The organism is Sneathiella chinensis, assembly GCF_012720115.1.
GTDB lineage: Bacteria > Pseudomonadota > Alphaproteobacteria > Sneathiellales > Sneathiellaceae > Sneathiella > Sneathiella chinensis.
The window spans coordinates 266,738-292,887 of the sequence record NZ_VNWN01000007.1 but is presented as its reverse complement, the minus strand read 5'-3'; the positions used below and the strand labels follow the sequence as shown (position 1 = coordinate 292,887).

The 26,150-nt window shown below is 58.1% G+C and carries 26 protein-coding genes; 8 read left to right on the top strand and 18 right to left on the bottom strand.

Annotated elements, in window-relative coordinates; genetic code table 11:
• Positions 1-16: 16 nt before the first annotated feature.
• From FQB27_RS13875 to rpsF, 12 genes are all read right to left on the bottom strand, one after another.
• Complete coding sequence (locus FQB27_RS13875; protein ID WP_169561656.1) at positions 17-727, bottom strand: SDR family NAD(P)-dependent oxidoreductase; 711 nt, start codon at positions 725-727, stop codon at positions 17-19.
• A gap of 17 nt (positions 728-744) precedes the next feature.
• Positions 745-2,214 carry an amidophosphoribosyltransferase gene (purF, locus tag FQB27_RS13870; protein WP_169561655.1) on the bottom strand — a complete coding sequence of 490 codons (1,470 nt, stop codon included), beginning with the start codon at positions 2,212-2,214 and terminating at the stop codon, positions 745-747.
• Positions 2,211-2,903, bottom strand: a complete 693-nt coding sequence (locus FQB27_RS13865) for a CvpA family protein (protein ID WP_169561654.1) — start codon at positions 2,901-2,903, stop codon at positions 2,211-2,213. Before FQB27_RS13865 ends, purF begins: the two co-directional genes overlap by 4 nt.
• Before the next feature lie 22 nt (positions 2,904-2,925).
• On the bottom strand, positions 2,926-4,302 hold the full coding sequence (gene radA, locus FQB27_RS13860) for a DNA repair protein RadA (RefSeq protein WP_169561653.1): 1,377 nt from the start codon (positions 4,300-4,302) through the stop codon (positions 2,926-2,928).
• A 67-nt stretch (positions 4,303-4,369) separates the two neighbouring features.
• Positions 4,370-5,146, bottom strand: coding sequence for an ABC transporter ATP-binding protein (locus tag FQB27_RS13855; RefSeq protein WP_169561652.1), 777 nt, complete (start codon positions 5,144-5,146; stop codon positions 4,370-4,372).
• Positions 5,147-5,150: 4 nt separating this feature from the next.
• Entirely contained in the window at positions 5,151-5,927 is a 777-nt protein-coding gene (locus FQB27_RS13850; RefSeq protein ID WP_169561651.1) for an MlaE family ABC transporter permease, read from the bottom strand.
• Positions 5,928-5,946: 19 nt separating this feature from the next.
• Positions 5,947-7,065 (bottom strand): alanine racemase, encoded by a 1,119-nt coding sequence (alr, locus tag FQB27_RS13845; protein WP_169561650.1) that lies wholly within the window; start codon positions 7,063-7,065, stop codon positions 5,947-5,949.
• The gene (locus FQB27_RS13840; protein ID WP_169561649.1) at positions 7,065-8,543 is read right to left on the bottom strand and encodes a replicative DNA helicase; all 1,479 of its coding nucleotides are present in this window, start codon (positions 8,541-8,543) and stop codon (positions 7,065-7,067) included. Before FQB27_RS13840 ends, alr begins: the two co-directional genes overlap by 1 nt.
• A gap of 233 nt (positions 8,544-8,776) precedes the next feature.
• Positions 8,777-9,352, bottom strand: coding sequence for a 50S ribosomal protein L9 (gene rplI / locus FQB27_RS13835; RefSeq protein ID WP_169561648.1), 576 nt, complete (start codon positions 9,350-9,352; stop codon positions 8,777-8,779).
• Positions 9,352-10,308, bottom strand: coding sequence for a DUF2232 domain-containing protein (locus FQB27_RS13830; RefSeq protein WP_169561647.1), 957 nt, complete (start codon positions 10,306-10,308; stop codon positions 9,352-9,354). Before FQB27_RS13830 ends, rplI begins: the two co-directional genes overlap by 1 nt.
• A 46-nt stretch (positions 10,309-10,354) precedes the next feature.
• The gene (gene rpsR / locus FQB27_RS13825; RefSeq protein ID WP_169561646.1) at positions 10,355-10,591 is read right to left on the bottom strand and encodes a 30S ribosomal protein S18; all 237 of its coding nucleotides are present in this window, start codon (positions 10,589-10,591) and stop codon (positions 10,355-10,357) included.
• Positions 10,591-11,013: a 30S ribosomal protein S6 gene (gene rpsF, locus FQB27_RS13820; protein WP_169561645.1), complete on the bottom strand. Its 423-nt coding sequence runs from the start codon at positions 11,011-11,013 to the stop codon at positions 10,591-10,593. Before rpsF ends, rpsR begins: the two co-directional genes overlap by 1 nt.
• A gap of 198 nt (positions 11,014-11,211) precedes the next feature.
• On the opposite strand from rpsF, the gene fabD reads away from it, so the two are divergent.
• The 8 genes from fabD to gmk all read left to right on the top strand — a co-directional run bounded on the left by fabD (position 11,212) and on the right by gmk (position 18,547).
• Positions 11,212-12,165: an ACP S-malonyltransferase gene (fabD, locus tag FQB27_RS13815; protein WP_169561644.1), complete on the top strand. Its 954-nt coding sequence runs from the start codon at positions 11,212-11,214 to the stop codon at positions 12,163-12,165.
• Between the two features lie 28 nt (positions 12,166-12,193).
• Positions 12,194-12,931 (top strand): 3-oxoacyl-ACP reductase FabG, encoded by a 738-nt coding sequence (gene fabG / locus FQB27_RS13810; RefSeq protein ID WP_169561643.1) that lies wholly within the window; start codon positions 12,194-12,196, stop codon positions 12,929-12,931.
• A 199-nt stretch (positions 12,932-13,130) separates the two neighbouring features.
• Positions 13,131-13,361, top strand: coding sequence for an acyl carrier protein (locus tag FQB27_RS13805; protein WP_169561642.1), 231 nt, complete (start codon positions 13,131-13,133; stop codon positions 13,359-13,361).
• A gap of 54 nt (positions 13,362-13,415) precedes the next feature.
• Positions 13,416-14,675: a beta-ketoacyl-ACP synthase II gene (gene fabF, locus FQB27_RS13800; RefSeq protein ID WP_169561641.1), complete on the top strand. Its 1,260-nt coding sequence runs from the start codon at positions 13,416-13,418 to the stop codon at positions 14,673-14,675.
• A 40-nt stretch (positions 14,676-14,715) separates the two neighbouring features.
• Complete coding sequence (gene mltG / locus FQB27_RS13795) at positions 14,716-15,702, top strand: endolytic transglycosylase MltG (protein ID WP_169561640.1); 987 nt, start codon at positions 14,716-14,718, stop codon at positions 15,700-15,702.
• Between the two features lie 74 nt (positions 15,703-15,776).
• Positions 15,777-16,925, top strand: coding sequence for a hypothetical protein (locus FQB27_RS13790; RefSeq protein ID WP_169561639.1), 1,149 nt, complete (start codon positions 15,777-15,779; stop codon positions 16,923-16,925).
• A gap of 90 nt (positions 16,926-17,015) precedes the next feature.
• Positions 17,016-17,897: a YicC/YloC family endoribonuclease gene (locus FQB27_RS13785; RefSeq protein ID WP_206374673.1), complete on the top strand. Its 882-nt coding sequence runs from the start codon at positions 17,016-17,018 to the stop codon at positions 17,895-17,897.
• A gap of 44 nt (positions 17,898-17,941) precedes the next feature.
• Positions 17,942-18,547 (top strand): guanylate kinase, encoded by a 606-nt coding sequence (gene gmk, locus FQB27_RS13780; protein ID WP_169561847.1) that lies wholly within the window; start codon positions 17,942-17,944, stop codon positions 18,545-18,547.
• On the opposite strand, the gene rsmA is transcribed toward gmk, so the two are convergent.
• The 6 genes from rsmA to lptF form a co-directional block, all read right to left on the bottom strand.
• Positions 18,541-19,380, bottom strand: a complete 840-nt coding sequence (gene rsmA / locus FQB27_RS13775) for a 16S rRNA (adenine(1518)-N(6)/adenine(1519)-N(6))-dimethyltransferase RsmA (protein ID WP_169561637.1) — start codon at positions 19,378-19,380, stop codon at positions 18,541-18,543. The two genes, gmk and rsmA, sit on opposite strands and share 7 nt — an antisense overlap.
• On the bottom strand, positions 19,373-20,362 hold the full coding sequence (gene pdxA / locus FQB27_RS13770) for a 4-hydroxythreonine-4-phosphate dehydrogenase PdxA (protein ID WP_169561636.1): 990 nt from the start codon (positions 20,360-20,362) through the stop codon (positions 19,373-19,375). The genes rsmA and pdxA overlap by 8 nt, the downstream gene beginning before the upstream one ends.
• A gap of 27 nt (positions 20,363-20,389) precedes the next feature.
• A complete protein-coding gene (locus FQB27_RS13765; protein ID WP_169561635.1) occupies positions 20,390-21,658 on the bottom strand; it encodes a peptidylprolyl isomerase in 1,269 nt (422 codons plus the stop codon).
• A gap of 86 nt (positions 21,659-21,744) precedes the next feature.
• Positions 21,745-23,907: an LPS-assembly protein LptD gene (locus FQB27_RS13760; protein WP_169561634.1), complete on the bottom strand. Its 2,163-nt coding sequence runs from the start codon at positions 23,905-23,907 to the stop codon at positions 21,745-21,747.
• 3 nt (positions 23,908-23,910) lie between these two features.
• On the bottom strand, positions 23,911-25,005 hold the full coding sequence (gene lptG / locus FQB27_RS13755) for an LPS export ABC transporter permease LptG (RefSeq protein ID WP_169561633.1): 1,095 nt from the start codon (positions 25,003-25,005) through the stop codon (positions 23,911-23,913).
• Positions 25,005-26,138, bottom strand: a complete 1,134-nt coding sequence (gene lptF / locus FQB27_RS13750; RefSeq protein WP_169561632.1) for an LPS export ABC transporter permease LptF — start codon at positions 26,136-26,138, stop codon at positions 25,005-25,007. The genes lptG and lptF overlap by 1 nt, the downstream gene beginning before the upstream one ends.
• Positions 26,139-26,150 lie beyond the last annotated feature (12 nt).

Here is a 26,150-nt window from a genome sequence, read left to right as displayed (position 1 = left end):
TCTCAAGAGGGCCTGATCAGGCGGTCTGCCGGATCAGGGTACCGTTGTCGGTGAAATCTTCAGCAAGCGCGTTCAGGAACAGGTGGGCCCGATCCTCTGGCGTCGGCAGGGTGGTTTGATCTTCACCGGGATAGGCCGCAAGGCGCAGCTTGGTGGCGGTTGGGCCCGGATCGATCAGATTGACCTTCAGGTTGGTTTTGGACACTTCCGCCGCATAGGTGCGGATCATTTCCTCAAGCGCCAGTTTTGACGCGGAATAGCCGCCCCAATAGTGCTTGTGCTGTCCGGCCATATCTGATGTGACGAACAGGGCGCGTCCTGCCTCGCTTTGGCGCAGCAGCGGATCAAGGGCCCGCAGCAGGCGGCAGTTGGCATGCACATTCAGGCGGAACACATCTTCCCACAATTTCGGGTCATAGTGGGGAAGCGGTGTCAGCTTGCCCAGCATGCCCGCATTGCCGACAAGGATGTCCAGTTTCTTCCAGCGTTCCAGAAGCGGCGCGGCAAGGCCGTCAATGGCGTCTGTCTCGGTCAGGTCCATGGGCACCAGCGTGGCTGTGCCCCCGGCGTTCTGGATGGCGTCATCCACCTCTTCGAGGGCGCCGACAGACCGGGCAATCATGATCACATGGGCGCCTTCGGCGGCAAGGGCTTTTGCAACGGCGGCACCGATGCCCCGTGATGCCCCGGTGACCAGGGCAATCTTGTCTGAAAATCGTTTGGACATACTCGTTCCTGTGGAGGTTAGCTTTCGGACAATAGCGTCAGTTCGTTGTCAGCGCCACTGTCATGGTCAACAAGGTCAATCGGGTATTCGCCGGTAAAGCACGCATCGCAATATTGCGGGGTGGCGGCATTGCGGCCTTTCTCTCCCATGGCCACATACAGGCCGTCGAGGGAAATGAAGCTGAGGCTGTCAGCACCGATGAACTTGCACATTTCGTCGATGTCATACTGGGCGGCCAGCAGTTTCTGGCGGCTGGGGGTATCCACACCGTAGAAGCAGGAATGGGTGGTTGGCGGGCTGGCGATCCGCATATGCACCTCGGCGGCACCGGCATCGCGCACCATCTGTACGATCTTGGTGGAGGTGGTCCCGCGAACAATGCTGTCATCCACCAGAACAACCCGCTTGCCCTTGATCAGGGCCTGGTTGGCGTTGTGCTTCAGTTTGACGCCAAGGTGACGGATCTGGTCGGTGGGTTCGATAAAGGTGCGGCCCACATAATGGTTGCGGATGATGCCCAGCTCGAACGGCAGGCCGGATTGTTCGGCATACCCGATGGCGGCGGGGGTGCCGGAATCCGGCACTGGGATGACCGCATCGGCCTCGACAGGGTTCTCGATGGCGAGCTGACGGCCGATCCCCTTGCGCACATCATAGACGGAGCGGTTTTCCACCACACTGTCCGGACGGGCAAAATAGATATGCTCGAAAATGCAGAAACGCTTCTGCGGGTTGGTATAGGGAGAGGTGGAGGAAATCCCTGTCTCGTCAATGACAATGACCTCGCCCGGTTCCACATCGCGGATAAATTCGGCACCGATAATATCCAGGGCGCAGCTTTCCGATGTCAGGATATAGGCCCCGTCCAGCTTGCCAAGAACCAGCGGGCGCACCCCGAACGGATCCCGCATACCGACCAACTTCTTGCTGGTCAGGGCAACGAGGGAATAGGCGCCCGTGATTTTATGCATTGCATCAACAATGCGGTCTACGACCTTGATTTTCTTGCTGTTTGCGACAAGGTGAATGATCACTTCCGTATCCATTGTGGACTGGAAGATGCTGCCCTCCGCGACCAGTTGCCGGCGCAGGGTGGAGGCATTGGTCAGGTTGCCGTTATGGGCCACGGCAAGGCCGCCATTGGCAAGGTCGGCAAAGATGGGCTGAACATTCCGAAGCACCGTACCGCCGGTGGTGGCATACCGGTTATGACCGACCGCTGCATCGCCCTTGAGGCTCTTGATCACATCCTCGGAGGAGAAATTGTCGCCGACCTTTCCCATGGCCTTGTGGCTGTGGAAGTGGCGCCCGTCATGGCTGACGATCCCGGCGGCTTCCTGTCCGCGATGCTGCAGGGCATGCAGGCCAAGGGCGGCAAGGGCGGCTGCCTCGGAATGGCCGTAGATGCCAAAGACACCGCATTCCTCATGCAGTTTGTCGTCATCAAAAGGGTTGCAGAGATTGAGGGAGGTTACATGTTCGGTCATTGGGTTACCTGAGTACCTTTAGTGAGATTTTCCATCTGCTGACGGGATTGGGAATCATAGCCTTTGTCCAGCGTTTCAAGGGCTTCCTTTACGTTTTTCTCCACATCGTCACGAACGCCTTCGGGGATGGCCTCGTAACCTTGCTTCACGCTATCTGCCGCGTCCTGCCCGGTCTTCAGGGCCGCCAGCAGGTTTTCCTGCATTTCCGGCGGGGTCAGGCGGGCGACAAACTCACCACTTGCCATGACAATGGGCAGCATCTTGGCTTCCATAATGGCCTCGGGGTGGTTTTTCGGCGGGATGAACTGCACAAAAATCAGCCACCCGATACCCACCAGAACAATCGCACCTGCCATGCCGAAGAAAATACCCAAGGTCCTGTCAAGCGCCCCGAGGGCGGATGCCTTGACCTTCTCCGAGATCGCATGGGTGATATAGGACAAAATGACCAGACAGAGAATAAAAAAGACCGCGCCGGTGACAATATCCGCGACCAGAAGGTTGGGGATGAACTCGCGGGTAAATCCTTTCAGGTGCGGAAAGGCGTACAGGGTGGCGAAAACCGACCCGACCCAGCCGGAAACGGTCAGGACCCCTTTGGCAAAACCCCAGATGAAACCGAAGATCGCGGAAATGGCGAGCAACACCAGAATGGCGCCATCGGTGATATTAATCGGTAACTGTTCCATGGATGCGCTACTAACCTCGTGTTCAATTCCCGGTCTGGGACTTGGCCTGTGTGAACAGGCTGACAATTTCGCTCAGATGTTCGACTTCGATAATCTTGATCGTCGGGTCCTTGATCTTGCTGCCCAAGGGAATGATCGCATTATCAAAGCCCAGTTTCGCGGCTTCCTTCAGGCGGCTATCCGTCTGACTGACAGGGCGGATTTCCCCGGACAGGCCAATCTCGCCGAAGATGATACTGTTTTCCGGGACCGGTATGTCGGACACGGATGAAATCAGGGCCGCCGCCACCGCAAGGTCGGCTGCAGGCTCGCTGACACGCAGGCCACCCGCCACGTTCAAGTATACTTCATTTCCGGCCAGCGACAAACCGCAACGGGAATCCAGAACGGCCAAAATCATGGACAGGCGACTGGAATCCCAGCCCACCACCGCCCGGCGCGGCGTCGCCTGCTGCGAGGCGGCGACAAGCCCCTGTATTTCCACCAGCAGGGGGCGGGTTCCCTCCATCCCGGCGAAGACCGACGCGCCGCTGATTTCCTTGTCCTTGTTGGTAATGAACAAGGAGGAGGGGTTGTTGACTTCCTGAAGACCGTTGTCGGTCATCTCGAATACGCCAATTTCGTCGGTGGCGCCAAAGCGGTTCTTGACCGCCCGCAGGATGCGGAACTGGTGGCCGCGATCCCCCTCGAAATAGAGCACCGTATCGACCATATGTTCCAGCACGCGGGGGCCGGCAATCTGGCCGTCCTTGGTGACATGCCCGACCAGCATGACCGCTGTGTTCAGTTTCTTGGCAAGGCGGATCAATTCCTGCGAACAGGCGCGCACCTGCGAGACGGTTCCGGGCGCACTGTCCAGATTGTCCGCATACATGGTCTGGATGGAGTCGATCACCAGCAGATGGGGGGGCTCTTCTTTCTCAAGGCTGGAAATGATATCGCGCAGCGAGTTCGCCGCCGCCAGCTTGACCGGGCTGTCGGCAAGACCAAGCCGCCGGGCCCGCATGGAGATTTGCCGGGTCGCTTCCTCGCCCGAGATATAGGTGCATTTATACCCGGACTTGGCCATCCGTCCGACGGCCTGCAGCAGGATCGTGGATTTGCCGATGCCGGGATCGCCGCCGATCAGGACGGACGAGCCGGGCACAAAACCGCCGCCCAGCACCCGGTCCAGTTCGGACAGGCCGCAAACAGAGCGCGCATAATCGGCGGTTTCCGTATCAAGTGAAGTGAAAACAATCTGGCGGCCCTTGCCAGAGGACAGGCCCTTGGGAACAACCTGGTTCGTGGTGTCCTCGGTGATGGAGTTCCACTCTCCGCAGGCATCGCACTTTCCCTGCCATTTGCGATAGGTGCTTCCGCAGGTCTGGCAGGCATATTGTTCCGTAACTCGTGCCATTATGGGCCTTGATCGCCTTTAAAATATGCCAGGGCAGCGCGGGGCATGGTCGAGGCCACAGACTGCTCTAGGGTTTCAGTATATCCAGTTCTATGGGGCCCTTTATATCGCCTCGGACGAACTGTTCAACATATGGATTGCCACAGTGTTCAATTTCATCCGCCGGCCCCACCCAGACGACCTCTCCCTTATAGATCAGCGCGATCCGATCGGCAATTTTTTGCGCGCTTTCCATGTCGTGGGAAATGGTCAGGGTGGAGGCCCCCAGATGCCGGGTGCAATCCCGGATCAGGTTGTCGATGACATCGCCCATGATGGGGTCCAGCCCCGTGGTGGGTTCATCGAAGAAAATGATTTCGGGATTGGTGGCAATGGCGCGGGCAAGGCCAACGCGCTTTTGCATGCCAATGGACAGTTCCGACGGGTTGCGGTTGGCCATGTCCGGGCCAAGGCCCACAAGGGCCAGCTTTTCAATGGCCACATCGCGGGCGTCGGACCGCTTCATGCCATGCGCCTGTATCAGGCCAAAGGCCACATTCTCCCAGACCGGCAGGCTGTCGAACAGGGCCGCATACTGGAACAGCATCCCGGTTTTCCGCAACGAGGCTTCCCGCTCGCTGGCGGGCAGGCCGACGATCTGCTTTCCGTCGATATAAATCTCGCCGCTTTCCGGGGTCAGCAGGCCCAGAATACATTTCAGCATGACCGACTTGCCGGTTCCCGATCCGCCGATCACAACAACGGATTCCCCGGCCTTCACATCCAGCGTCAGGTTGTTGAGAACATGTTTGCGGCCAAAGGACTTGCACACATTGTTCAGGCTGATCTTGGCGTGTTCCGTCATGGCGTCAGTCAAGCAGCAAAACGGTCAGGAAATAGTCGCTGATCAGGATCAGGATGAAGGAGGAGACCACCGCATTGGTTGTCGCCCGTCCAACGCCTTGGGCTCCGCCGGTGGAATTGAAGCCGTGGTAACATCCCATCAGGGAGACAATAAAGCCGAACACGGAAGCCTTGATCAGGCCGGACACCACGTCCCGGGTTTCAAGGAAATCAAAGGTGTTCTTCATGTAGGAACTGGCGTTGAAGCCAAGGGATTCCGTCGCCACCAGAAAGCCGCCGGATACCCCGATGATATCGGCGATCAGCACAAGGGCGGGCAGGGTGATCATGCCGGCCAGAATGCGCGGCGCGACAAGATATTTATAGGGGTTGGTGGACAGGGTGACGAGGGCGTCAATCTGTTCGGTGACCCGCATGGTGCCGATTTCGGCGGCAATGGCCGCACCGACCCGGCCAGCCACCATCAGGCCACTCAGGACCGGGGCCAACTCGCGGGTCAGGCCGATCACCACAATGGTGGCAACCGCGCTTTCCGCATTGAAGCGGGAGGATCCCACATAAATTTGCAGGGCAAGGACCATGCCGGTGAACAGGGCCGTCATGCCCACCACAGGCAGGGAGTAATAGCCGATGCTCATGAGTTGCTTGAGGAACAGGCGCAGGAAAAACGGGGGAAGGAACACATGCCGGACGCTGTGTCCGGTGAACATGGTCAAATGTCCGACAGCCCTCATGAAGTTGAGGGTGACGCGGCCAATCTTGGCCAGAAAGTTCCATTCCATACGGTTAACCCTACACCACTCAGTCTATATATCGACGATAATACCGATGCCCCAGTGATGTAAGCAACTCATAGGAAATGGTGCCTGCCTTGTCCGCCAGTTCGTCGATGTCGATGGCACCGCCGATCAGGCTGACCAATTCTCCCGGCTTGCACAGCTCCGGTTCCACGTCCGTAACGTCGATCGTGAGCATATCCATGGAAACTCGCCCCACCACAGGAATTTTCCTGTTCTGTATCGCACAAAATGCCGAATTGCCAAAAGCCCGGAAATATCCGTCGGCATAGCCTACGGAAACCGTTGCAATTCTGCCATTTTTAGCCGTGCGATAGGAGGCACCATAACCAACCGCTATATTGCTGTCAACGTCATGAACTTGCAGGATTTTTCCCTGCAAATGGATCACCGGCCTCACCGGGCTGGGTTTTCCGGGGGTCGGGTTGCCGCCATAGAGGGCCACACCGGGCCGGGCCAGATCCCGCTGAAACTCTGGTCCCAGGAAAATTCCGCTGGAATTGGCGAAGGATACCGGGGTGTCCCGAAGGGCAGGTGGCAGCAGCGAGATGGCCGTGTTCAGCTTTTCCAACTGGAACTCGTTATAGCTGTTTTCCGGGCTGTCGGCGCAGGCCAGATGGCTCATCAGATACTCAACCTCCAGACCGTCCAGCCAGTCGGGGTTTTCCGCCAATTCCCGCAGTGGGCCTTCCATCAGGCCAAGGCGGGAAATGCCGCTGTCCAGATGCAGGATGCAGGGCAGGGGGCCGTGGCGGGATGCCGCAGCGGACCACCGCCGGATTTCTTCAAGACTGGTCAGGCAGGGCGCCAGTCGGTCCCGGACATAGAGCTCTTCGCAGTCCTGAAACAGGCCGCTCAGGATGAAAATTTCCACATCCGGCAACAGGCGGCGCAGGGTTACCCCTTCTTCGGGCAGGGCGACAAAGAACTTTCGGCATCCTTCCTCGGCCAGCGCGGGGGCGACCCGCTCAATCCCGAGGCCATAGGCATCCGCCTTGACCACGCCTGCGCATTCGGTGTCGCCCAGTTTTTCCTGCAGGGTCCTGTAATTGGCCCGCAGCGCGCCAAGATCAATGGTCAAATAGCCGCCCGCCAACCGGGGTTCATGGGCGAGCGCCATCATTACATATGCTCCGGCAGGTGATCGTCGAGAGCCAGATCGCCAAAGCGGGTGAATTCCGGCTGGAAGTGCAGCTTGACGATCCCGATGGGGCCGTGACGCTGTTTGCCGATGATGACCTCGGCCATGTTGTGAACCTTTGCCATGCGTTCTTGCCATTCCGCGTGTTCCGGGGTGCCCTCACTGGGTTCCCGTCGTCCTTCGTAATATTCTTCACGATACACGAACATGACCACGTCCGCATCCTGTTCAATTGACCCGGATTCACGAAGGTCGGACAGTTGCGGGCGCTTGTCTTCCCGGTTTTCCACCTGACGGCTGAGCTGGGACAGGGCGATGACCGGGATGTTCAGTTCCTTGGCCACGGCCTTTAGGCCCTGCGTTACCTCGGAAATTTCCTGAACGCGGCTGTCGGTCCGGCCGGACCCCTTCATCAATTGCAGATAGTCGACCACAATCATGCCAAGGCCGTGGCTGCGCTTCAGGCGCCGGGCCCGGGTGCGCAGTGCGCCGATGGAGATGGCCGGTGTGTCGTCAATATACAGGGGCAGTTCGGACAGCATGGCACTTTGCGGGACCAGCCTGTTGGCAAACTCGTCATCGGTCAGGTCACCGCGCCGCAGTTTTTCGGAACTGATTTCCGTTGCCTCGGCCAGAACACGGCCAACCAATTGCTCGGCGGACATTTCAAGCGAGAAGAACCCGACCGGGGCGCCCTCTTTGCCCCCGGTATCCCGGTAGGCCTTGGCCGCGTTATAGGCAATGTTGGTTGCCAGCGACGTTTTACCCATGGACGGACGCCCCGCAAGGATCAACAGGTCGGAATTGTGCAAGCCCCCCAGCTTGGCGTTCAAATCCCGCATCCCTGTTGTTACACCTACAATGTCGCCGTCTCGCTGGAAGGCTTCCTCAATGGACTTGACGGCCTCCGCCACAGCGACTTTAACGGGGATCAGGCCCCCTTCGTGACTTCCATTTTCCGCCAGACCGAAAAGCTGCCGTTCGGCATCTTCAATCTGGGAATTCGCGGTCTGGTTCAGATCGGACTCATATGCCGTGTTGACAATGTCCTCGCCAAGGTTGATCAGCTCGCGCCGCAAGGCCAGATCGTAAATGATACGGCCATAGTTTTCCGCGTTGATAATGGTCGTCGCCGATGCCGCCAGGTGAGCCAGATACTGGGCTCCCCCAATCTCACTGAGGGCTTCGTCCCGGTCGAAATACGCCTTCAACGTGACCGGGTCCGCAATCTCTCCCCGTTCGATAAGCAGGGTGGCGGCATCAAAAATCCGAGCATGAACCGGTTCGAAAAAATGCTCGGCACGCAGGAACCCACCGACCTTCGATGCCGCTTCGTTGTTAACCAGGATGGCACCCAGCAAATCGCGTTCGGCATCCGGGTTGTGAGGGAGGCTCCTGAACTTTACGGCGGAGTAGCCCTCGGAACTGCTGGTATCGGGATTAAGGACAGTACTTTCCATGACGGGACCCTATCATAACTGGTTCAGAATGATCAGATGCTTTTAATACACGCTGGGGGAAAAACTGTGGACAAGTTTTTTCCACACGCTGGGGATAACGGGGATATCTTGCAGAGACCCTTGATCTTCAGCGGACCTTTATCCCCGTCCGGGCTGGGGACAAAAAAAACGGCATCCCGAAAGGGACACCGCTTTTTCTGATCGTCACCCGCCGCGAGGGCGGGTGGTATCTCTTATTCCTCGCCCATAAGCTGTTCGTCAGCTTTGGATTCGAAGACTTCATTGATGGCTTCATCGCGGTTGTCGAGGGCTGCTTCCGCAGCTTCTTCAACAGACTCGCCACGTGCCTGAATTTCAGCTTCTTCGTGAGAGCGGGCAATGTTGACCGTGACGGACACGATAACTTCCGGGTGCAGACGGATGCGGACATCGTGCAGGCCAAGGGTCTTCAGAACCTTGTCCATGATGACCTGTTTGCGATCCACGGTGTAACCGGCGTCTGTAACAGTCCGGGCAATGTCCTGGGTGCTTACAGAACCGTAAAGCTGCTGGCTTTCGCTGGCGGCACGGATCAGGACAACGGTTTCGCCGTCCAGTTTTGCTGCAACCGCAGTTGCTTCGTCTTTGCGCTTCAGGTTGTCAGCTTCAAGCTGAGCCCGCTGCTTTTCAAAGATTTCAAGATTATCCTTGCTGGCGCGCAGGGCTTTACCCTGTGGCAGCAGGAAGTTGCGGGCGTAACCGTTCTTAACTGTCACGACATCGCCCATTTGACCGAGTTTCTCAACGCGCTCAAGCAGTACAATTTCCATCAGTCATCCTCCTGGTGGGGGGCCGCAGCTTGGCGGCCACGAAACCCAATCCAACTATCAGCCAATCCCAGTAAGGTGATTACCAGTATCGGCCATAACATTACAATTACTATCAAATACACGGCCGCCAAAATGGCGGGACGGTAATTCCAGTTTCTAGATACTCCGTGGATCACGGCCATTCCCTGAAGGAAGAACGCGATCTCCAGTACAACCACCACTGACCCCACAACCGGACCGGCATCTTTCAGGATGAAGCTCAGGGCGACAATCCCGATGGTTACCAGGGCCAGCCATTTTGGCATTGCCATCCCGGACAGGGCCGGGGTGGGGCGCAGGTTCTTTCCAAACCGTACCAACAGACCTTGGGCAAGGCTTCCGCTCGTGAGGATCAGGATCCCCCAGAACGGGCCAAAGACCTGCGGTATGAACCAGACCAGTTCCTCGGCGCTCAAGGTTGCGTATATACCCCCCATTTTCCGAACTTCCGGAAGAATGACATCAAACTGCGATATCAGGCCTTCCCGAAGGGAGGTGTTCATGTAGAGCAGCAAGGCTGCCATCATGGACAGGGCGATACAGACGCATATCCAGCAGATCGTAAGCCGGTCTACCGGATACCAGAATATCTTGTTGTCTGCCTCACGCCATAACAGGGCCTGCCGAACGATAAAAATCACAGGCAAACCACAGGTTGCGACATAAGTCAGACCGAATAACGGTCCTGCCGTCAGCCCCGCAACAACCGCACCGGCGGCAACGGAGAGGGCGGCACTTGTGACCCCCAGACCCAACCCTGAAAGAAACAGGGGGACGAGGGACAAGGTCATCAGGGCCATTGCCTGAAAAGCACTTCCCGGTGCAGTGCTTCCGCCTGCATTGCCGATAACCGACAGCGACAGGAAGAGGGTGCTTACAACACCGAGGGCAATACTTGACGTTACAGCCTTGATCATGACCCGTTACTCTGGAAAGGCGGTGGTCCGCCTTACCGGAAGTACCTTACTTTACGACAAACGGCATCAGCGCGATATTGCGTGCCCGTTTGATTGCTCTTGCAAGTTCCCGCTGTTTCTTGGCGGAGACTGACGTGATTCGGCTCGGCATGATCTTGCCACGCTCGGAAACGAAACGCTGCAGAAGCTTGATGTCCTTGTAATCGATCTTCGGTGCACCTTCGCCGGAAAGCGGGCAAGTGCGGGGACGACGGAAAAACGGTCGACGTTGTGCAACAGACATTATTCTTCCCCTTCTGAAGTAGATGCGTTTTTGGTTTTCTCTTCGGACTCGTTGGACGCATTGTCATCAGAGTCGGCAGAGCGACGGCCCGGACGGGCGCTCTTGGCCTGCAGCATGACGCTGTCGCCTTCTTCGAGTTCCTCAACGCGGATGGTCATGTGACGCAGGACGTCTTCGTTCAGAAGAAGGTTGCGTTCCAGTTCCTTAACGGCGTCTACGGGGGCGTCGATGTTCAGGAGAACATAGTGGCCTTTGCGGTTTTTCTTGACCTTGTAGGCAAGATTGCGAAGACCCCAGTTTTCCACCTTGGCGATAGTGCCGCCTGCATTGGTGATAAAACCGGACATTGTTTCGGTCAGAGTTTCAACCTGCTGAGAGGAGATGTCCTGACGGGCAATCATAACTGTCTCGTAAAGAGGCATATATAAAGCTCCTTATGGCTATTGGGTGTCTGGAGTTTCCATAAGGGAAACCGAACAGACGAAGCCGACCTCCGTCGGCAAGGAGTATTGAGGTCGCGGACTATACAGAAATCCCGGCTTTATGCAAGTAGGCTTGACAGGAAAAATACAGTCAATATGACTGTTCCTATTATCTATTAACTGGATTGGACACTATTTATGACACGTGCATTCGTTTTTCCGGGGCAGGGAAGTCAGGCCGTCGGCATGGGCAAGGAACTGGCCGAGGCATTCCCGCTGGCGGCGCAGGTATTCGAAGAAGTGGATGACGCCCTCGGTCAAAGTCTCACAAAGCTGATGTATGAAGGGCCCATTGAGGACCTGACCCTGACCGAAAACGCCCAGCCGGCTCTGATGGCCGTCAGTGTGGCGGTTGCCCGTGTCCTGGAGCAGGAAGGAAATCTTCGCCTGGCCGATGTGGCCCGCTTTGTGGCCGGACACTCCCTTGGTGAGTATTCCGCCCTGACAGCGGCAGGGGCTCTGGAACTGGCCGATGCGGCCCGGCTTCTGAAAGCGCGCGGGCAGGCCATGCAGCAGGCGGTTCCCGTCGGCATTGGCGCCATGGCGGCGCTGCTGGGCATGAATATTGAGCCGGTCGAGGAACTGGTCAAGGAAGCCACCGCCGCCGCCGATGAGGGCGAGGTTGTGGTTGCCGCCAATGACAACGCCGATGGGCAGGTGGTCCTGAGCGGTCACAAGGGCGCGGTCGAGAAAGCTATTGAACTGGCCCGTGAAAAGGGTGTTCGGAAAGCCATGATGCTGCCGGTCAGTGCCCCGTTCCATTGTCCGCTGATGCAACCGGCCGCCGATGTGATGGCCGAGAAACTGGGCGAGGTCACCATTGCGCCGCCGTCCGTTGCGCTTGTCGCCAACGTGACCGCCGGTGAGGTCAGCGATCCTGAAACCATTCGCAAACTGCTGGTTGAGCAGGTGACGGGCCGGGTACGCTGGCGTGAATCCGTTCTGTTCATGGGAGAGCAGGGCATTTCCGATCTGGTAGAGCTGGGGACCGGCAAGGTGCTGACCCAGATGGTTCGCCGGATCAACAAGGACATGACCGGCAGTGCCGTTCAGTCCCCGACCGATATTGAAACTTTCTTGAAATCACTTTGATCTGTTACAGGGAATTGGGGAAAAATTGATGTTTGATCTTACAGGTAAATGTGCGCTGGTTACCGGTGCTTCCGGTGGTCTTGGGGCCGCCATTGCAAAAGACCTGCACGCAGCCGGGGCAACCGTTGCCCTGTCCGGCACCCGCAAGGAGGCCCTCGAAAAGGTGGCAGCCGAGCTTGGTGACCGGGTTCATGTTCTGCCGTGCAACCTGTCCGACATGGAAGCCGTAGACGGCCTGATCAAGGCTGCCGAAGAAGCCATGGGTCAGCTTGACATTCTGGTCAACAATGCCGGCCTGACCCGCGACGGCCTTGCCATGCGGATGAAGGATGAGGACTGGGATTCCGTCATGGACGTGAACCTGAAGGCGGCGTTCAAGCTGTCAAAGAACTGCCTGCGCGGCATGATGAAGCGTCGGACCGGGCGGATCATCAATATCACGTCCATCGTCGGTGTGACCGGTAATCCGGGCCAGATGAACTATGCCGCGTCCAAGGCGGGCATGATCGGGATGTCCAAGTCCCTCGCGCAGGAAGTGGCCGCACGCGGTATCACCGTAAACTGCGTTGCGCCGGGCTTTATCAAGACCGCCATGACCGATGAACTGTCCGATGGCCAGAAGGAAAACCTGCTGGGTGCCGTTCCTGCCGGTCGTCTGGGCGATCCGCAGGATATTTCTGCGGCGGTTCTCTATCTTGCTTCGGACGAGGCAGCCTATGTTACCGGCCAGACCCTGCATGTGAACGGCGGTATGGCCATGATCTGATGGTCGTAATTTGACCATAATGAGATCCCACTTTGTGGTGGACCTGTGGCGACGATGTCACGTTCTATTTGCATCGTCGTCAAAATATGATAGGAACGCCACGATTTTTTGACCGCCGGTTTGCGTCTTGTAATTTGATCGCACTGGGGGTAAGGAATACACTATTAACTAACTGCCGGACTATCTAAGGATAAAGCTAATGAGTGATGTCGCAGAAAGCGTAAAGAAAATTGTTGTTGAACACCTCGGCGTAGAGGAAGCAAAGGTTACTGATACCGCCAGCTTCATCGACGATCTCGGTGCAGACAGCCTGGACACTGTTGAACTGGTCATGGCCTTCGAAGAGGAATTCGGTATCGAAATTCCGGACGACGCTGCTGAAAAAATCCAGACAGTGAAAGACGCGATCGACTTTATTTCCGCTGCCTGATTGGCAATCGGAAAAGTCTGACGATCCTTTTATTTTCATCGATAGGTATTTAGCATGCGACGTGTTGTAGTCACAGGCCTTGGTCTTGTTACCCCTCTGGCAAACGGCGTTAAGCCAAGTTGGAACAGGCTTATCAATTCTGAATCCGGCGCTGGTATCATCACTAAATTTGATACGACCGACTTGCCCGTCAAATACGGCTGCGAAGTACCTGTCGATGAAGATCACCCTGATGCCTTCAAGGCGGACGATGTTCTGTCCCCGAAGGAACAGCGCAAGGTGGACAAGTTCATCCTGTACGGGATTGCCGCTGCGGATGAGGCCATCAAGGACTCCGGTTGGGAGCCTGCAACCGAAGAAGACGCCATTCGGACCGGTGTGTCCATCGGCTCCGGTATTGGCGGTCTGCCGTCCATTGAAGAAAATTCCATTATTCTGAAAGAGCGGGGGCCCCGTCGGATCAGCCCGTTCTTCATTCCGGGGGCGTTGATCAATCTGGTTTCTGGCCAGGTGTCGATCCGTCACGGATACAAGGGCCCGAACCACGCGGTCGTAACCGCCTGTTCAACCGGCGCCCACTCCATTGGTGATGCGGCTCGCATGATTGTCATGGATGATGCCGATGTCATGGTTGCCGGTGGTGCCGAAGCGGCCATGTGCCGGATCGGTTTCGCCGGGTTTGCCGCTGCAAAGGCGCTTTCCAAGGGCTTCCACGATGACCCGACAAAGGCTTCCCGTCCCTATGATCAGGCCCGCGACGGCTTTGTGATGGGCGAGGGGGCTGGCGTTGTGGTTCTTGAGGAATACGAGCACGCGAAGAAGCGCGGTGCCAAGATTTATGCCGAAGTGGTCGGTTATGGCCTTTCCGGCGATGCCTACCACATCACGGCCCCGGCCAGCAATGGCGACGGCGGGTACCGTTCCATGCAGATGGCCCTGAAGAAATCCGGCCTGAACCCGGAAGATATCGGCTATGTGAATGCGCATGGTACCTCCACCCCGCTGGGGGACGAAATCGAGGTGAACGCGGTCAAGCGTCTGTTTGGCGATGCCAAGGACACACTGGCCATGTCCTCCACCAAGTCCGCGATCGGTCACCTGTTGGGTGCCGCCGGGGGTGTTGAGGCCGTGTTCTCCATTCTGGCGCTGACAGAAGGCATTCTGCCGCCGACCATCAACCTTGAAAACCCGTCTGAGGGTCTGGACATCAACCTTGTGCCGAATGTGGCGCAGGAGAAGAAGGTGGACGCGGTTCTGTCCAACTCCTTCGGCTTTGGCGGGACCAACGCCAGCCTGGTGATGAAGCGGGTATAACCCCGCCTGCCTTTTGAAAATTGAATGAAACGAGGTCAGAATGAAGCGTCTTTTTATCTTCGTTCTGGCCTTGTTTGTTTTGTTCAACCTCGCCCTTGCCGGGACGGCCTTTTATGGCTGGAAACAGTTTCACGCGCCGGGCCCGCTGGATCAGGAAACGGTCCTTGTTCTTGACAAGGGCGTCGGCCTGCGCGGCATTGCCACCCGCCTGAAAGAGGCAGGGATCATCCGAAACGATCTTGTGTTTGTGTTCGGGGTGCGCCTCAAGGATCAGGCCAAGAACCTGAAAGCCGGTGAATATCGCTTTACCGAGGGGATGAGCGGCCTTGCCATCATGAACCTGCTGGTCAGTGGCAAGGGGGTTGTGCATTCCCTGACCATCCCGGAAGGCTTGCAAAGCCGGGAAATCCGAGACCTGATTGAACAGGCGGACCCGCTTTCCGGTGAACTGACCGAGGCCCTGCCGGAAGGGTCGATCCTTCCTGAAACCTATCACTTTACCCGAGGCGACCAGCGTAACGCTTTGGTAAAGCGGATGAAATCCGCGATGAAGGATGCGCTTGAAACCGTGTGGAATGGCCGCAAGCCGGACCCGCTGATTACCTCGAAACAGGATTTGCTGGTCCTTGCTTCCATTGTGGAAAAGGAAACCGGATTGGCGTCGGAACGCCCCCATGTGGCGGGTGTGTTCCTGAACCGCCTGAAAATCGGCATGCGGTTGCAGTCAGACCCCACGGTGATTTATGGCGTGACCGAGGGCAAGGCGGATATGGGACGCCCCATCAGCCGCAAGGACCTTGCCACCGATACGCCCTATAACACCTATACCCGCGGCGGCCTTCCTGCCGGTCCGATCAGCAATCCCGGCCTTGACAGCCTGCGGGCCGTGGTGGACCCCAAGGTCACCAAGGATCTGTATTTTGTGGCCGATGGCACCGGGGGCCATGCCTTTGCCCGAACCCTTGCCGAGCATAACCGCAATGTGCGGGCATGGCGCAAACTGGAACGGGCAGGCGGCAGCCAATAATTTCCTCCCGGGCTGTTGCGGCACAAAACGCCGCGGCGCACGTCATTTCAGTACTCCCAAGAATGCGAGAGGAAATGATGTCAGCCACCAGTCAGTCTATTCAGTCCCTTTTAAAGCAACGGCAGGATCTTAAAAATGCCTTGCTGGACCTGCGTGCCGAAATCGCGGCCCTGAACCGTTCCGCCGGCGCGAAACTTGACGGGCTGGAGCAGGACGAGGAAGAGGATTTAGCCGCCCAAATGGTTGTGTCACCGTCCTTGCCGGAGGTCCCCGAGAAAGAGACAGAAGCAGCCCCGCAAGAGGCTGCACAAACAGACAAGACAGCAACAGAGGCAGCAGAGACACCCGCAGCGCCGGCATCACCAACAGCGACAGAAACGCCCCCGGCGCCGCAGCCAAGGTCCGGCGGCGCTTCAGGCGTGGCATCGGGCGCACGACCCACCCTGACGGGGGAGGAAAGTCTTTACCGGCAGGAGGAGGCAGCCCGGACGCGGCCGGGATCGGCACCGGGGGCAAGCCTGCCCGTTTTGCTGGAGCGGGCGCAGTTGCTGGCGGACTATTGTCTCAACCATCCCACGGATGTGGACCGGGACAGACTTGGACAACTGGACAGGATACTGGCGGAGCTGGAAGCGGGCGGGCTTGACCCGGACCGGGTTCAGACCCTGAAGGACTGTTACCGGGCAGTGGCGGCGCAATGCTATTCTGCTGGCGGCGTCAACGGTCTTACACTTCAGGAAAGTCAGGGATCGGTTCCCTTGCTGTGGGGCTTGCCCGCGGTGGTGGCGGCGTTGGTTTTTGTCGCCATTCCGTTCCTGTTGCTGTTTCGGACCCTGACGGGGAAAATGTTTGTCGCCGGTTTTGCGGATGAACTGACCCTGCTTATAACGGGGCTTGTGTCTTTCATCTGGGGGGCGTCGGGGGCCCTAGTCTGGGTGGCGGGCAGTATGATCCGGGATGTGCGGGCGCGCCGCTATTGCCGCCTGTGGTACCGGGGAACCGGGGTGCGGGCAGCCGTTGGCGGAACAGTGGGCCTGATCCCGTTTGTGGGGATGTTTTTTCTGTCCCCTGGTGCCGCGGTCGGGATTGCCCCGGATATCCTGTTATTTCTGGCGGCCTTTACTGTCGGCCTTGTGACAGGCTTTGTGTTCAGTATTCTGCTGGATCGCTTTCCGCGATTGACCCGGAACCGGTCGGAGCAGTATTCGTTTTCTCCCTTTTAAGGAACGGATGTCATCTTGTTGTCTGGGGAAAATGGCGATATACACTAGGCTTTTCACATAACGGAAGAGGCCGCCGTGACCCTACAGAGCATGACAGGATTTGCCCGCGCCAAGGGAGAGTTTGAAGATTATTCCTGGCTTTGGGAAATCAAAAGCGTGAACGGCCGGGGCCTTGAAATCCGCTGCCGGACACCGGGCGGGCTTGACCGGGTCGAGGAAATCGCCCGCAAGCGCTTGAAGGCCCGCTTCAACCGGGGCAGCATCAATCTGCAACTTCAACTGAGCCGCTCGTCCGCACGGGCGCCCTATGTGATCAATCGGGACTTTCTGGAAGAACTGATCGACCTTGCCAATGACTATGTTCACGATGGCAAGGCGAAACCCGCCCGCATTGACGGCCTGCTGGGATTGAAGGGCGTCATTGATCAGGGAGAGCGTGAAGCCGCGGATGATGACGAGCAGAAGGCACTGGAACAGGCGCTGACAGACAGCCTTGGGCAATTGCTGGACAATTTCGAGGCCGCCCGCGCCGAAGAAGGGGCCCTGCTGTTACCGGTCCTGACAACGCAGGTGGATGAAATCGAGGCCCTGACCCTGCGGGCCGCAGGCTCCGCTTCCTTGCGCCCTGAAAAGGTGCGGGGGCGGATGCAGGAACAGATGGCCTTGCTGCTGGGCGGGGAAAACGCACTGGATGCCAACCGGTTGGAACAGGAACTGGCCCTGCTGGCCACCAAGGCGGATGTATCCGAGGAACTGGACCGCCTGAAAAGCCATGTGACAGCGGCGCGGGATATCCTGTCCCGCACCGGGACGGACCCTGTTGGCCGCCGTCTGGATTTCCTGTGTCAGGAGTTTAATCGCGAGGCCAATACCCTCTGTTCCAAGGCCAATGACAAGGAATTAACGCAGATCGGGTTGGACCTGAAGGTTGTCATCGACCGTTTGCGGGAACAAGTACAGAATATTGAGTAGGTAAGATCGTGACAGAAACAATCGAAATTGAACGCCGTGGCCTGATGCTGGTCCTGTCGTCCCCATCCGGGGCAGGGAAGACAACCATTTCCCGATCCTTGCTGGCCGAGGATGACGAGCTTGCCATGTCCGTTTCCGCCACCACCCGCGCCCCGCGCCCCGGCGAGGTGGAAGGCAAGGACTATTATTTCATGGAACCGGTGGACTTCAATCTGCTGATCAACCGGGATGAACTTCTGGAACACGCCAAGGTGTTCGACAATTATTACGGCACCCCCCGCGAACCGGTGGAGCGGGCGCTGGCCGCCGGCAAGGATATCCTGTTTGATATCGACTGGCAGGGAACCCAGCAGCTTGCCCAGAAGATGGGCGATGATCTGGTCAGCATTTTCATTCTGCCGCCGTCCACGCAGGCCCTTGAAAAACGCCTGAAAACCCGCGCACAGGACAGTGACGAAGTTGTCGCCCGCCGCATGTCAAAGGCGTCCGAGGAAATCAGTCATTGGGCTGAATATGATTATGTCGTCATCAATGACGATATCAACCGCTGCCGGGCCGAGGTCAAGGCCATCCTGCAGGCAGAGCGGGTTCGCCGTACCCGCCGGACCGGTCTTCTGACCTTTGTGGAGCAACTGCGCGAGGGTTACTGAGCCTTCGCGTAGACACGGGCCAGCGTGCAGAAATCCTCAATGCTGAGTTCTTCTGCGCGGCTGGTGGGCTTGATGCCCGCTTCGACCAGCAAATCCTCTGTCGGGCCGCCAAGACTTTTCAGGCTGGCCCGCAGCATCTTGCGCCGCTGACCAAAAGCGGTCGCCACCACCTTTTCCAATATAGCCTGATCGGCCGGAAAGGCCGGTTCCGTCCGGGGCACCAGGGTCACAACCGTGCTGACCACCTTGGGCGGCGGGGTGAAGGCCTTGGGGGAAATGTCAAACTGCCGTGACGTATGGCACAGCCACTGGCTGAGAATGGAAAGCCGACCATAGGCCTTGGTGCGCGGGGCGGCGGTAATGCGGTCGCCTACCTCTTTTTGGAACATCAGGGTCATGGACTTGAACAGGTGGCGTTTGTTCAGCCACTTGATCAGCAGGGGGGTCGCCACATTATAGGGCAGGTTGGCAATGATATGCGCAGGCTGCCCGCCCAGCAGTTCCGCTTCGTCCAGTTCAAGGGCATCGCCGTTGATCACCGTCAGCCGCCCGTCGAAGGCATCGCTTACATCCTGAAGGGCGGGAAGGCAGCGGGTGTCCTTCTCGATGGCAATCAGTTGTTTGGCCCCTGCCGCCAGAATGGCCCGTGTCAGGCCACCCGGACCGGGGCCGATTTCCAGAACTGTTTCGCCCTCAAGACTACCGGCACACCGGGCAATTCGCCCTGTCAGGTTCAGGTCCAGAAGAAAATTTTGGCCCAGTGATTTTTCCGCCCGAAGGCCATAGGTATTGATCACGTCCCGAAGGGGAGGGAGGCTTGATCCGTCAGTCATGGGGGAGTGTCCTTTGTGCCCTTGCCATATCGGTTGCCATGCGGATGGCGGCGATCAGGCTGGCCGGGTTGGCAATACCCTTGCCGGCGATGTCATCGGCGGTTCCGTGATCCGGCGAGGTCCGGATGATGGGCAGGCCCAACGTCACATTGACGCCATTCTCGAAATCAATGGTCTTGATGGGGATCAGGGCCTGATCATGATACATGCAAATGGCCGCGTCATATTGGGCGCGGGCGGCAGGGTGAAACAGGCTGTCTGCGGGGAAGGGGCCGGTCACGCCGAGGCCCTCTGCCTTTAGTTTCCGTACCAGCGGGATAATCATGTCCTGTTCTTCCCGTCCGATGCTGCCATCTTCCCCGGCATGGGGGTTCAGGCCCGCCACAACAAGGCGCGGGGCGGCAATGCCGAACTTTGCGGTCAGGTCCGCCCATGTGGTGCGGATGACATGTTCCAGATGCCCTGCGCTCAAGGCGGCGGACACCTTCGCCAGCGGGATATGGATGGTGGCCGGGACCACCTTCAGGGCCTCACAGGCCAGCATCATGACAGCCTTTCCGGGCGCACCGGTCAGGTCAGCCAGAAACTCCGTATGGCCGGGATGGGTGAACCCCGCATCATAGAGGCGCTTTTTCTGGATCGGGTTTGTGACAAGGGCGGAAACCTCTCCCTGCTGGCACAGGCGGACCCCGTATTCGATGGCGGCAACGGTATCCTCGGCGGCGGTGCCCCCGGTGGCCGGGGACAGGATCGGCAGGGCGCTGTCAAAAATTTCGGCTGCGGCTGCCGGGTGAGCAATTTCCCGGATCGGCAGATCGGGAAACAGCGGCGCGAGGCGGGCGTTCACCCGCTCCGGGTTGGCAATCAGCGCGAACGGGGCCAACCCCAGTTCATGGCGCTGGGCCCATGCCTTGGCGGTGATCTCCATTCCGATACCGGCGGGATCACCCATGGTGATGGCAAGAGGAGGGATGCTGTTCATGTATGTCCTTTGATGCCGATAAGGCGATCAGCGCATCTCGATGGTGGCTTCCCGGTGCAGGTCCTGCAGGTACCGGCGGGCGCGGGCCTCGATCCGGCGGTTGCCGATATCCTGACGGATGGCTTCCTCGCTGTCGCTGCGGCCAATATCGTCCTGACGGTCGCAAACAATGAAAATGCGGTAGACATCCTCGTCCAGATACGGCGCGCTGGCCTGACCCGGTTTCAGATCCTTGACCATGTTCCGGTATTTTTCCGGCATGTCGTTCAGGCTGACCGTTCCCATGGTGCCACTGCCGGGTGAGGCGATTTCCTCCAGCAGGGCCGGGACGTAATCGCAGCTACCGATAAAGCGGCTGACGGAATTGATCAGTTGCATCTGGGATTTGCCGTTGCCAAGGCTTTCGGCCGGTTTGACGGGAATGGCAAGCTGGCTCATGGTCAGGCGGGAATTGCCCGGCCCCTCGTCCAGAATCTTGCGAATGTCGCGAACGGCAACGATGTAGTATCCGTCAGGGGTGCGGATGGCTGACGAAATACCGCCTTTTTTGGCTTTTGGCAGGACGGCCGCGATTTCCGGGTCCACATCCTCGGCCATGGTCCAACCGATATTGCCGCCATTGGCCGCAGAGGGGCCCTGACTGAACTGGCTGGCCACACGGGGGAAGGATGCCCCGTTGCGAAGCTGCGCGATCAGGTCATTGACACCCCGACGCACATTGGGCTCGTCGGACGGGGTTTCCACCGGAATGAAGATTTCACTGAGCAGATATTCATCCTTGCCCTTGTTGGCCTGAAGCCGGGCCTGTGCCGCGGCAACTTCCTCGTCGGAAACAAGGATGCGCGGGACAATCCGGCGGCCGACAACCTTGCGCCATGCCAGTCCGGCCCGGACCTGCTCCAGCAGGGTTTCAATATCGATCCCGCGATTTTCAAGCATGGCATCGATCTGGCCGGACGGGATGTTGTTGGCCTTTTCGATCTGGTCGATGGCCTCGTTCATCTCCATATCGGAGACGGTCAGGTTGAAGCGGGCCGCTTCCTGCAGTTTCAGGCGATCGTCGATCAGGCGGGTAATGGTTGGCTGCACCAGCCTGCGGCGGGTTTCGTTGTCGTTGGAAAAGCCCGACATGGCAATGGTCAGCGAGATCCGCTGCAAGACGTCATAGCCGGAGATCACCTCGTCATTGACCACGGCAACAATCCGTTGCACATCCTGCGCCCGCACGGCAGAGGCGGCGGTGAAGGTGGCCATGATTACAAAAACTGCGGCAATATACTTGCGAAAACCGGTCATTTGGATATCTCAAATCTGTCTGTCATGTTCAGGCGCAACGAGCCGTGCCGGAGAATAGCACTACTTTCCCCCTGTTGTGAACCATATCAGTTAAAGGGAAGCAGGCGGATTCTGAAACCGATGCTGGTGGATGGTTCCACATCCCGATCCCGGGTGAAGCTTCGCTGGCCTTCGATGGCAAAACCAAAGCACTCATCCAGATATTCCAGCCCGAAGGTGGCTTCAACGGAGCGGCCGCCATCAGTCAGGTCCCGGCGGTAGGAGCCATAGGCGCTCCAGAAATCCGCCAGCTTGACGCGGCCCTGTGTGAAGATTTCCTGCCGCTTCTCAAGCCCGGCATTGGTAATTTCATCACCGATCCGCACATAGCCGAGACTGAGCCAGTTTTCCTCGGTTCCGACAAGAGCCTCAATCTCGTTGCGGGCCAGTTCCAGATCGTCTTCATCCAGCCGGATCCGGTGGGTGTATTTGAAATAGTCGATGGGCTGGATTTCAAGGCGGGCCACATAGTCGGACCAGCGATCCTCAAGCCCGCTGCCTTCGCCAAACCGGTTGTCACCGGCAAGATGGGCCGTCTGTCCAACCAGAAGGGTGGTATATCCGCCTTCAGCCCCATAGAAGCCGAAATTCACACCGTAATTGACCCGCGTACCTTCCTCGACGGCGTCCAGACCGGCAAACCGGTTGTCGCCAAACAGGTTGGTATCGTCGAATTCAAAGCTGAGGCTGTCCTCGTTGGGTGTTTCCTTGCTGCCAAGGGACTCGGACCAGACGCCTTCGACCACCGGTTCGATCAACTGGCGGACGGAACCGGCCTGCCGCACGAACGGATAGCTCCATTTCATGGACAGGGACGGGATCACCCGACCGGTAAACTGGCTTTGTGTCTCGCTGGAGGTGTCATAGGGGTCCTCCAACTGGTCGAGCGCATAATAGGCATCGCCCCGCAGCGAGGCATCAAGACTGAGAACCTGCCCGGAGGGGGAGGTATAGGGCAGGTGCCAGCCGCCTTTTACGGACACCCGGTTGGTGTCCTGACCTTCCGTCCGGACCAGTGTCAGGGCGTCCACATCAAGGCTGTAGCGGGCGCCAAGGCGGGTTGGCTCACCCACATAGGAATATTCCAGCCACGCCGGCACAAACGGGGTTTCGCCAGTCACGTCTTCCGCTTTCAGGCCCTGAAAGGTATAGGCGCTGAGGCGGGTATAGTTGCGTCCCCGCAGGCCTTGCACATAGGCGGTTGAGGTCAGGCTGTCCTCGTTGCTGATATCATATTTGTCGAGATAGGTATCATGAGAGGTGGCAAAGAAGTCGAAGCCCCATGCCCATGTATCATCAAGGTCAAACTCGCCAACGCCGCGGACATGGCCCTGAAATTCTTCGCGCCCGGTCTTGACCCCGTTTGAGTCCCGCTCGTCCACATAGGTGATGGACCCGTCGAGTGTGTAATCCCCGCGCTCCACCGCCTGCCGGTATTCAAGGGCCAGATGCCCCCCTTCCTTGGAGGTCATGGTGGGGGAGATGGTCAGGTCCTTGTCGTCGGAAATGACATAGTAATAGGGAACAGTCGCGCCGTAGCCAAGGAAAGAGGAATCAAAGATGGTCGGCGGAAGAAACCCGCTTTTCCGGTCCACGGTCGGATCCGGGAACGAGAAATAGGGGGTATAGAGAACCGGAACACCGTAGAATTCCATGACCGCATCGCGGTAAGTGATCTGTTTTTCGGCCTTGTCATGCTTGACCTTGCGGGCCTTGACCTGCCACAGGGGGGCGGCGTTCTTGTCCTCCTCACACAGGGCGCAGGTGCTGAAAACGGCGTTGTTCATGACGGTCGAGTTTTCATCGACCCGGACGGCGCTTTGGGCGGCAAGGCGGGAATTGTCCGTGAACAGGACCCGGATATCCCGGATGGCGCCGGTTTTCAGTTCGTTCTGAAGTTCGATTTCATCGGCAAACAGGACCTCGCCGGTGGGTTCCAGAAGGACGATGTTGCCCTTGGCGACAATCTGGTCCTCGCGCACTGAATAGGTGACCCGGTCGGCTTTCAGGACACGTTCGCCCTGAACGATTTCAACATTGCCAATGGCGGTGACCTGTTCATTTTCCCGGTCATAGGAAATATTGTCGGCGCTGAACAGGCTTTCCTTGGCCAGATCGAAGTCTTTTTCGACCTGCTGTGCGGACACAAGGGCTGGCGCCGTTGCCACAAGGAAGGTGGAAGCGAGTAACTGAACTAAATGTCGCCTCATAAACTACCCGTCCTCCAGGTGGAACATCATTGACAATCCAAACAACGCAATGGTGGCTGCCGGGGTCCACGCTGCCAGTTGAACCGGCAATCCTCCCGACATTCCAAGGGCATACACGATATCCGTGAAGAAATAAAACACAAATCCTGTGGCAATACCAGCCATGACCAGCAATCCGGTGCGCCCCTGACGCTGGGCACGCAGGCTGAAGGTGGCAGCCACAAGCACCATCGCCGCCAGCAGGACCGGCGCCGCCAGCAGGCTGTGCCAGTAGAGGCGGTGCCGCACAGCAGAGAAGCCGGCCTCCTCAAGGGTGTTGATAAATTGCGGCAGTTCCCAGAAGGAAATGGTCTTGGGGGACGCAAAACTTTCCTGAATCTGGTTGACGGTCAGCGAGGTGTCCAGACGCATGGTGTCAAGCACGGTGCCCGGCTGGTCCGGGCTGGTCATCAGCACATCGGTCAGGTCCCAGTACCCGTCCCGAAGGCGGGCCCGGTCGGCCTCGATGCGACTGGTAAACTGCTCGTCCCGGTCATATTTGAAGATGATCACCTCGGTCAGGTCGATGCCCTGATTGAGGGCGCCGCGGGCGTGAATGACCGACAGTCCGTCCGGGTCCACCTGACGCAACCACAGGTCTTTCGAGGAAAGCTGAAGCAGGTTGGACCGCTGTTCCAGATACTTGGCTTCCAACTGTTCGAAATGGGCTTCCATCGTGGCGGCAAGGGGGTTGAAAACCGTCAGGACAAAGGCCCCGGTCAGGAAGGCGATCACCAGTGACGGCAGCAGGAACTGCCAGACGGAGACACCCGCCGCCCGGATGATGGTCAGTTCGCTGGTCTTGGACAGCCTGAAAAAGGTCAGCATTCCGCCGAACAGGGCCATGAAGGGCAGTAGTTTCTGGGTCAGGTCGGGCAGCCGCATCAGGGTCATTTGCACCACCAGACCGATGGTGATGTTTTCCTTGTCACCGGCCCGGCGCAGCAGTTCGATAAAATCCACCAGAAAGATGATGGAAACAAGAATGCCGCAGATCAGCCCCACATTTTTCAGGAACTGGCGACCAAGATACAGGGACAGGTTACCGCTGAGCCGCATTATTCATCCCCCTCTGCCAGTGCGAGGGGCGGCTGACCCCGGCGGGACCGAAGGCGGAACGTGCCGCCCGATGCCAGCCATGCGGCAATGCCCGCGGCCACAAGCGGCACCCCATAAAGCAGCGGGATCAGGAAAATGTTGAAGTCGGAAACCCGGAACAGGGCCATGGCGATAATGATCAGCCCGATGCCGCTGGCCCCGGCAATCAGCAGCTTGCGGCCCTTGCTGCGGCGGGTGAATTCCCCGCTGAGAACCCCCGCCGAGGCGATATAGACAAGGGCCAGCGCATAGAGCGGCAGGACGAACCGCTGATGCAGTTCGGATCGTATCTTGCCAAGGTTGCGCTGGGTCACCGCGTCATCGCCGGGGAACAGCAATTCGTTCAGGTAGCGGGCTTCCGGTTTCAGCCAGATCAGGCCGGGCGCCTTTTCAAACTGGCTGACATCCAGGGTATAGTCATCGAAATACAGGATGCTGAGCTTGGCCTGATCTTTCTGCACTTCCTGAATGTTGCCCTTCTGCATGACAAAGCGGGGGCCTGCCTCCGTATTGATGAAGGCGCCTTTTTCCGCCATGTAGGTCATGGGCTTTTCCGGGTTGCGTTCGTCATGCACCAGAATGCCAAGAAGCTCACCATTGGAGGTTTTCTCGCGGATATAGACGGTGACATCGCGGGACAGGGTGTTGAACACCCCTTCGCGCAGTACGACCGAGGCCAGACTGTCCCGCCATTCCACCCGCAGCTCGGTAATGGTGCGAAGGCCAAACGGAGACAACACAAAGCCAAGGAAATACAGGCCCAGCGTCACGATCAGCGCCAGATAGAGGGCCGGGCGGGTCAGTGACCACTTGCTGAGGCCCGCAGACCACATGACCACCAGTTCGGAGTCCGTATACAGTTTGTTGAACGCAAACAGGGTGCCAAAGAACAGCCCCAGCAACAGGGTGTATTTCAGAATTCCGGGCAGCAGCAGCAGGGTCAGGTAAAGAAAGGTGCCAACCGGCAGGCCGTTGATCAGTTTCTCAACAAACTGAAGGGACTGGGACAGCCAGACAACCCCTGTCAACGCAAAGGTGATAAACAGGGTCGGGACAGCGAACTGCCGCATCATGTACCGGTTAATTTTGTTCATGGCCGAGAGTAT

Excerpts from the sequence above, each read along its gene's own strand:
- FQB27_RS13830 (WP_169561647.1), bottom strand. The coding sequence starts at position 10,308 with ATGATCAAGGCTGTAACGTCAAGTATTGCCCTCGGTGTTGTAAGCACC.
- FQB27_RS13875 (WP_169561656.1), bottom strand. The coding sequence starts at position 727 with ATGTCCAAACGATTTTCAGACAAGATTGCCCTGGTCACCGGGGCATCA.
- purF (WP_169561655.1), bottom strand. The coding sequence starts at position 2,214 with ATGACCGAACATGTAACCTCCCTCAATCTCTGCAACCCTTTTGATGAC.
- FQB27_RS13855 (WP_169561652.1), bottom strand. The coding sequence starts at position 5,146 with ATGACGGAACACGCCAAGATCAGCCTGAACAATGTGTGCAAGTCCTTT.
- gmk (WP_169561847.1), top strand. The coding sequence starts at position 17,942 with ATGCTGGTCCTGTCGTCCCCATCCGGGGCAGGGAAGACAACCATTTCC.
- rpsF (WP_169561645.1), bottom strand. The coding sequence starts at position 11,013 with ATGCCTCTTTACGAGACAGTTATGATTGCCCGTCAGGACATCTCCTCT.
- rpsR (WP_169561646.1), bottom strand. The coding sequence starts at position 10,591 with ATGTCTGTTGCACAACGTCGACCGTTTTTCCGTCGTCCCCGCACTTGC.
- lptG (WP_169561633.1), bottom strand. The coding sequence starts at position 25,005 with ATGCGGCTCAGCGGTAACCTGTCCCTGTATCTTGGTCGCCAGTTCCTG.
- fabG (WP_169561643.1), top strand. The coding sequence starts at position 12,194 with ATGTTTGATCTTACAGGTAAATGTGCGCTGGTTACCGGTGCTTCCGGT.
- FQB27_RS13850 (WP_169561651.1), bottom strand. The coding sequence starts at position 5,927 with ATGGAATGGAACTTTCTGGCCAAGATTGGCCGCGTCACCCTCAACTTC.
- FQB27_RS13785 (WP_206374673.1), top strand. The coding sequence starts at position 17,016 with ATGACAGGATTTGCCCGCGCCAAGGGAGAGTTTGAAGATTATTCCTGG.
- FQB27_RS13805 (WP_169561642.1), top strand. The coding sequence starts at position 13,131 with ATGAGTGATGTCGCAGAAAGCGTAAAGAAAATTGTTGTTGAACACCTC.
- lptF (WP_169561632.1), bottom strand. The coding sequence starts at position 26,138 with ATGAACAAAATTAACCGGTACATGATGCGGCAGTTCGCTGTCCCGACC.
- pdxA (WP_169561636.1), bottom strand. The coding sequence starts at position 20,362 with ATGAACAGCATCCCTCCTCTTGCCATCACCATGGGTGATCCCGCCGGT.
- FQB27_RS13790 (WP_169561639.1), top strand. The coding sequence starts at position 15,777 with ATGATGTCAGCCACCAGTCAGTCTATTCAGTCCCTTTTAAAGCAACGG.
- rsmA (WP_169561637.1), bottom strand. The coding sequence starts at position 19,380 with ATGACTGACGGATCAAGCCTCCCTCCCCTTCGGGACGTGATCAATACC.
- fabD (WP_169561644.1), top strand. The coding sequence starts at position 11,212 with ATGACACGTGCATTCGTTTTTCCGGGGCAGGGAAGTCAGGCCGTCGGC.
- radA (WP_169561653.1), bottom strand. The coding sequence starts at position 4,302 with ATGGCACGAGTTACGGAACAATATGCCTGCCAGACCTGCGGAAGCACC.
- FQB27_RS13765 (WP_169561635.1), bottom strand. The coding sequence starts at position 21,658 with ATGACCGGTTTTCGCAAGTATATTGCCGCAGTTTTTGTAATCATGGCC.
- fabF (WP_169561641.1), top strand. The coding sequence starts at position 13,416 with ATGCGACGTGTTGTAGTCACAGGCCTTGGTCTTGTTACCCCTCTGGCA.
- FQB27_RS13865 (WP_169561654.1), bottom strand. The coding sequence starts at position 2,903 with ATGGAACAGTTACCGATTAATATCACCGATGGCGCCATTCTGGTGTTG.
- mltG (WP_169561640.1), top strand. The coding sequence starts at position 14,716 with ATGAAGCGTCTTTTTATCTTCGTTCTGGCCTTGTTTGTTTTGTTCAAC.
- alr (WP_169561650.1), bottom strand. The coding sequence starts at position 7,065 with ATGATGGCGCTCGCCCATGAACCCCGGTTGGCGGGCGGCTATTTGACC.
- FQB27_RS13840 (WP_169561649.1), bottom strand. The coding sequence starts at position 8,543 with ATGGAAAGTACTGTCCTTAATCCCGATACCAGCAGTTCCGAGGGCTAC.
- FQB27_RS13760 (WP_169561634.1), bottom strand. The coding sequence starts at position 23,907 with ATGAGGCGACATTTAGTTCAGTTACTCGCTTCCACCTTCCTTGTGGCA.
- rplI (WP_169561648.1), bottom strand. The coding sequence starts at position 9,352 with ATGGAAATTGTACTGCTTGAGCGCGTTGAGAAACTCGGTCAAATGGGC.